This window comes from Acidovorax sp. HMWF018 (genome assembly GCF_003061035.1).
Taxonomy (GTDB): Bacteria; Pseudomonadota; Gammaproteobacteria; order Burkholderiales; family Burkholderiaceae_C; genus Acidovorax; species Acidovorax delafieldii.
This window is the reverse complement of record NZ_QAIM01000204.1, coordinates 1-6,316: the sequence shown is the minus strand read 5'-3', so window position 1 is coordinate 6,316 and position 6,316 is coordinate 1. Positions and strand designations below refer to the sequence as shown.

Here is a 6,316-nt window from a genome sequence, read left to right as displayed (position 1 = left end):
CAACCCATTCGAATAAGAAGACAAGGCCCGTGCCCCCACCCCCACCTCCTGAAACTGGCGCGCGCCCGGCGAGGGCAGCCGAGCAAGGGCCGCCCCGCAGCGAGGGCTGCGTCCCCCTTCCCGAATCGCGCAGCGATTCGAGAGAAGGGGGAAGTGGCGCAGCCACTCAGGGGGATGTTCCAAGTCACCCACGCAGTGCCACGTTGTTCAGCTTGTCCAGCCGCTCGGGCCAGGTGCCCTCCACCGTCGCGCCCTGCAGCAGGATGCGCGTCCAGGCCACCCAGGCGTCCCACTGCACGCGCTTGTCCCACGCATTGCCCCAGGCGCTGAACAGGTGCAGAGCGCTCTCGGCAGCGGCCTTGGCGTCGTCCTTGCGGCCAGCGGACAGATACAGCTGGGCCAACACCATCTGCGGCTCGCCCACCCAGGGGTTGTGGCGCACGGCGCTTTCCAGCACGCCGGTGGCCACGTCCAGGTCCACCAGCGGCTGGTCTTGCTGGATGACGGACCAGTACAGCGACGTGGCCGCCGCCTCGTTGGCGGCAGACAGGTGCTGCGAGCAGTGTGCAAACACGGGTGGCATGGGCAGCACGTCCTTCAGCCCCGGGTGCTGCAGCGCCTTGGCCAGGCCATTGATCTGGTGCACCATGCGCCCCGACGGCCGCATGGGCCCGGGCCACAGCGATGCGGCCCAGTGCGCCTTCTGGCTGCGGTGCTGCACGTCCGGAAAGCGCGAGAAGATATCGTCCTGCCAGCTGAACCACTGCTCGATGGTGTCGGCCATGCTCACGATGATGAAGGCCGCCACCTCGTAGGGTGTGAGCACGTGGTCCTGCCCGTCTTTTTGTAGCACCAGGCTGCCGTCCGCCTCCAGCGCATGGGCCAGCACCTTTTGCACAAACTGTGTGCGCGACTGGGTACAGAACAAATACACCAGGTGCTCGGCCGACTCGCCCGCAATCTCGCGCACCCGGGCGCGCTCCTTGGCAGGGTCGAACTTCACCAGGTCCACAAAGGCATTGCCATACACGCTGTGCAGCAGCCCCAGCAGGCGCACATCGCGCGGCTGCTGCCACACCGTCAGCGTGCGCGTCACGCCCACCAGGTGGTGGCGAAACGTGCCCGCCTTGTGCCAGTCCTGCCCCACATTGCGCGCCAGCACCGTGGGCAGCACGGGCGCCAGCTCAGGGTCGCGGGTCAGCCACTCTTCGTCCAGCAGCGGCAATGCGCGGGCAAACAGGTCAGGGTCCAGGGGGTGAAGCGGCAGGGTCATTGTGTTGTGTCTCCGGCGTTGATGGTGCAGGTAATGCAATGTACACACAGTATCTGCCCACACGGCGGGTGCGCAAGCACCGGGGCGACCCGGCCCTCACACCCAGCACGCGCCTGCACGACGGCTCGGTCAGCCCCATTGCGGGCTGCGGGCTTTCAGGCTCGAGGCTGAGAGTTTTTTAGCCGGGTCCGAAAGGCGCGCGAATACGCCTCGGATCTAGGCGCAAAGCACAGCCATAGCTCAGGCTATGGCGAGCATTGGTAACGACGAGCCGGGCGTATTGGCGTGCAAGGCGGGCATGGATAAAGGACTCTCAGCCTCTCAGACCAGCCGCACCTCAAAGTACGCGCCCTCTCCTTCCCCCAAATCCCGGAACCCGGCCTGCCGGGCTGCCACGCTGGCCTTGCCCCAGGCCTTGAGCAGGGTGAGATCGCCAGGAGACACCACCTCGGGCGGGGACTCCTCCAGGCTCTGCATGGTGTCCAGGGCAGCCGCCACCTGTTCGGGGCCGCCAAGCTGCTTTTCCAGGGCCCTGGCGTACCGGGTTTCTGCGGCAATGCGCTCCTTGGCCGGGAGTTCCTCGGGGTAGTCGCGCAGGGTGACGGCGTAGGTGGATTCGATGACTTGCATGGCGCTGCTTCTCCTGTGGTTTGATACTGTATGAATATACAGTTTTTTCCAACAAAATTCGAGCGCCGAAAGATCCCACGCGGAGTTCGGGAGGATGGAAAGATTGTTCCCAATACTGGAACAGTTAGTTTGCGACTGGGTGGTTTTTCCCTGAACACCATCGGCGTACAGTTCATCCCATCGATGAGCCGAACCCGCAAGGCGACTCACCGAACCCGGTTCAGGAATGGTTTTTGACCCGGCTTTTTTGAGACGCTTTTTTAGCTTTTAAGGATTTTCATCATGAACAAGACCGCCCGTTTCCTCTCCGTCGCCGCTGTTGCCGCTTTCGCCGCTTTTGGCGCCCATGCCGATGAAGCCGATGGCTCGCAATTTGCCCTGAAGTTCGACACGAACCGCACCCGCGCTGAAGTGCAAGCCGAAGCTGTAGTGGAAGCCAAGACCCACAACATGGAACCCGCAGGCTCGCGTGTGGTGACCTACCAATCCACCGCTGACCGCGCTGCCGTGCGTGCACAGGCTGCCGAAGCCGTGCGCACCGGCCAGATCCCTTCGGGCGAATTCAGCGCCATGTAATTTGGCAGACCAACTGCTGAGATTGGTTTGAAGCAGTTGCGGGACTTCCCATGGTGGTGGCACTTCGCGCGGTGCGGATGCTGCTGCCATGGGGAGTGTTAACTGAACCGCAGGGGCGGGCAGGCAAAAAGGGCTCCTTTTGGGAGCCCTTTTTGTTGTTGCCTGCCGTGTAGCCGCGCCCCCCAAGGGCGCCAGGCGCGCCCCCGCAACGTCGCTTACAGCGACGGGTCGATCAACACCTTGGCGCCGGTGTTGCGCGGGCCGTAGAACGCGATGGACTCGGCGCTCAGCGCCCCCGCCAGCGACACGGTGCGCGCGTAGTGGCTGGCGAACGTGGTCTTCAGCTCGGCCGCCACGCGCTGGCGCAACGCCTGGGTGGCCTCTTCGCCGATCTTCTGCAGAAACGGAAACAGCAGCCATCCACCCATGCCCCAGGCCATGCCAAAGGTGCGGTGCACTTCGGTCGGGCGCGTGTCCAGGTGGCCGTAGAGGTACACCTGCTTGTGCACGGCCGAGCCGTAACGGCTGTATTCCTTGGCCTTGCGGTTGATGGCGGCCTCCATGCACTGCAGGATCTGCCCGGCCAGCGTACCGCCGCCCGTGGCATCAAACGCAATGGTGGCGCCCGTGGCGGCCAGCGCATCGGTCAGCTCGGCCATGAAATTGGGCGCGCTGCTGTCGCACACATACTGGGCACCCAGCTCGCGCAGCAGCGCCGCCTGCTCGGGCTTGCGCACGATGTTGACCAGGCCGACACCGTCTTTCTGGCAAATCTTGAGCAGCATCTGGCCCAGGTTGCTGGCTGCCGCGGTGTGCACCAGCGCAGTATGGCCCTCGCGCTTCATGGTCTCCACCATGCTCAGCGCCGTCAGCGGGTTGACGAAGCACGATGCGCCTTCAGCCGCCGTGGTCCCAGGCGGCAGCGGCAGGCACTGCGACGCAGGCACGGCGCGGTATTGCGAATACATGGCGCCGCCAATCACCGCCACCGTGCGGCCCAGCAGCGCCTGCGCAGCGGGCGATGCACCCGCAGCCACCACCAGACCTGCGCCCTCGTTGCCCACGGGCATGCTCTGGCCCAGGCGTGCGGCCATGCCCGGCATGGCGCGCTCAGGGATGCGGGCCGTGGCCACCGGCCGCTCGGCCGTGCCCGTGACCTGCACGGTGGACAAGTCGGCGGGGCCCAGCAGCAGGCCGATGTCTGAAGGGTTGATGGGTGTGGCCTGCACCTGGATCAGCACTTCGTCGGGCCCTGGTGTGGGCACGGGGGTCGGCTCCAGGCTGATCTGCAAGGTGCCATCGGCTTGCACAAGCGAGCGCAACTGCAGCGCGGTGGTAGGGATGGAGGGGTTCATGGAGGACTCGCTGTGGGGTGATGAAAATGGGGCCGCGCGCATGGAGCGACGCGACGTGGAGGGAGGCTGCGGTGCCAGGAGGTCACAGCCTCCCCACCGGAACCCGCCATTTTTCATCAGGACGCTAGGTTTTGCTGTCCCCTCTGTTTTGCACCCCATACGAGGTCAGCTTGCTCACGCGTGTGCAGCCTGTCTCTCTTCCTCCATCTGAAACAGCATCGCCCTCGGCCATGCCAGCGCGCCAGGTCAGTAAGACCAGCAAAGCTGCCAACAGCAACAAAAAAGCGCTAACGAAAAATGTGATCTGGTAGCCGCCATGGTCAAACAGCAGGCCGCCCACCGTAGAGCCCAGGCCAATAGCCAGCTGGACCACCGCCACCATGAGGCCGCCCCCAGTTTCGGCGTCGTCCGGCATGGAAAGGGCCACCCATGTCCACCAGCCCACAGGCGCGGCCGTGGCTACCAGGCCCCACACGCCCAGCAAGGCCGTGACAGCGGTGAGCTGGTCACCCAGACTGACCAGTGCGATAGCAATGAGCGCCATCAAGGCGGGAGCCATGAACAGCGTCGTATAGAAACCTCTGGCCAGCGCCATGCCGACCAGCGCAGTGCCCACAAAGCCCGCCACCCCGATCACCAGCAGGATGAACGACACTGTGAACCCACCCACCTGCGTGACAGTTTCCAGAAATGGCCGCAGGTAGGTAAACAACACAAACTGCCCCATGAAAAAGCAGCCCACGGCCAGCATGCCCACAACGATCACCCGGCACCGCAGCAGCCTGACAACCGCACCACCAGAGCCCCCCGCGCGCTGCAGCCCGGCAGGCATGGGCGGCAGGCTCACCCACTGCCAGATGAAAGCCACCACCGCCACCGGCACCAGCCCCCAGAAGGCCCCACGCCACCCGACCAGAGCACCCAGATAGCTGCCCAACGGCGCCGCCACCACCGTGGCCAGTGCGTTGCCACCATTGAAAATGGCCAAAGCCCGTGGCACCTGCTGCGCAGGCACCAGCCGCATGGCCGTGGCCGCAGACAGCGACCAGAAGCCACCCACCACCACTCCGATGAGCGCGCGGCCTGCCATGTACACCGCATAGTTCGGCGCCAGTGCAATGACTGCGCCAGAGACGCACATCAGCGCTGTGAGCCCCAGCAACAAGGTCTTGCGGTCCACCCGGCCTGCCAACGCAGCAATGCTCAGGCTGGTGAGTACGGCGAAGGCGCCCGATATCGCAATGCCCTGCCCTGCCCCGCCTTCGCTGACCCCCAGGTCTGCCGCCATGGGGGTCAGCAGGCTAACGGGCATGAACTCCGACGCGATCAGCGCAAACACGCAGAGCGTCATCGCAAAGACGCCGCTCCAGCGCGCAGGCTGCACCGCTGCACCCAGCGCACCGTCGAAATCGACCGACGGCGCAGCGCATACCTGAGTGGTCATCGTTTACGCCAGGTGCTTGCCAAAGAACGCCGTCAGCTTGTCCCACGGGATCAGGTTCACGCGGTCATACAGATCCACGTGGCCTGCTCCGGGGACGATGTGCAGCTCCTTGGGCTCGGCAGCACGTTGGAACGCGTCTTCGCTGAACTCCTTGGAGTGCGCCTGATCGCCCGTGATGAAAAGCATGGGGCGCGGAGAAATCGTCTCGATGTCATTGAACGGGTAGAAGTTCATGAACTTGACGTTGCTGGTCAGCGTGGGGTGGGTGGTGGTCAACGGCGAACCGCCCTTGGGAGTGAACTCGCCACGCGGGGTGCGGTAGAAGTCGTAGAACTCGCGTTGAATGGGGTGAGTGTCTGCCGTCAGCTGGCGCACCGTGCCACCGGTGTACTGGGTGGCACCGCCGGTGAACTCCACATACCGCTGCTCGGCAGCGGCGGCAATGATCTGCTTGCGCTGCTCCACGGTTTGCGAGTGGTTGAGCGCATCACGGTTGGCAGCGCCCATGTCGTACATGCTGACCGTGGCGATGGCCTTCATGCGCGGGTCGATCTTGGCAGCGCTGATGACAAAGCTGCCGCTGCCGCACACACCAATGGCACCGATGCGCTCGCGGTCCACCATCGCCTGCGTGCCCAGAAAATCCACCGCTGCACTGAAAGCCTCGGCATAGATGTCAGGCGCCACTGCGTTGCGCGGCTGGCCGTCGCTCTCGCCCCAAAAAGGCAGGTCCAGCGACAGCGCGACAAAACCCTGCTCTGCCATCTTGGTGGCATACAGGTTGGCGCTTTGTTCCTTGACTGCGCCCATGGGGTGGCCCACCAGAATGGCCGGATTTTTCTTGCTGCGGTCCAGGTTCTTGGGCACAAACAGGTTGCCAGCCACCGCCATGCGGTACTGGTTCTTGAAGGTCACCTTGCGCACGGCCACCTTGTCGCTTTGGTAGAAATTGTCGGCGCCGCTGAGCTTGCCGTGCGCTGGCTGCGGCCCCGCTGCCATCGCACTACCACCCGCGGCAGACAGCCCGCCCCATACCGC

General features: G+C 64.6%; 6 protein-coding genes. 1 reads left to right on the top strand and 5 read right to left on the bottom strand.

The genetic code is table 11. The features are described from left to right. Positions 1-184 precede the first annotated feature (184 nt). The gene (locus DBR23_RS07485; RefSeq protein WP_108497821.1) at positions 185-1,273 is read right to left on the bottom strand and encodes a DUF6817 domain-containing protein; all 1,089 of its coding nucleotides are present in this window, start codon (positions 1,271-1,273) and stop codon (positions 185-187) included. Between the two features lie 321 nt (positions 1,274-1,594). Continuing rightward, complete coding sequence (locus tag DBR23_RS07480) at positions 1,595-1,903, bottom strand: hypothetical protein (protein ID WP_056067613.1); 309 nt, start codon at positions 1,901-1,903, stop codon at positions 1,595-1,597. A 282-nt stretch (positions 1,904-2,185) separates the two neighbouring features. Here DBR23_RS07480 and DBR23_RS07475 point away from each other — a divergent pair, with 282 nt between their 5' ends. Continuing rightward, positions 2,186-2,479 carry a DUF4148 domain-containing protein gene (locus tag DBR23_RS07475; RefSeq protein WP_056746958.1) on the top strand — a complete coding sequence of 98 codons (294 nt, stop codon included), beginning with the start codon at positions 2,186-2,188 and terminating at the stop codon, positions 2,477-2,479. Positions 2,480-2,694: 215 nt separating this feature from the next. Here the strand turns inward: DBR23_RS07475 and DBR23_RS07470 are convergent, their stop codons facing one another. From DBR23_RS07470 to DBR23_RS07460, 3 genes are all read right to left on the bottom strand, one after another. Beyond that, positions 2,695-3,834, bottom strand: a complete 1,140-nt coding sequence (locus tag DBR23_RS07470; RefSeq protein ID WP_108497820.1) for a zinc-binding dehydrogenase — start codon at positions 3,832-3,834, stop codon at positions 2,695-2,697. Between the two features lie 124 nt (positions 3,835-3,958). Then, entirely contained in the window at positions 3,959-5,278 is a 1,320-nt protein-coding gene (locus DBR23_RS07465; protein ID WP_108497819.1) for an MFS transporter, read from the bottom strand. Positions 5,279-5,281: 3 nt separating this feature from the next. Then, on the bottom strand, positions 5,282-6,277 hold the full coding sequence (locus DBR23_RS07460; protein ID WP_233250320.1) for an alpha/beta hydrolase: 996 nt from the start codon (positions 6,275-6,277) through the stop codon (positions 5,282-5,284). Positions 6,278-6,316 lie beyond the last annotated feature (39 nt).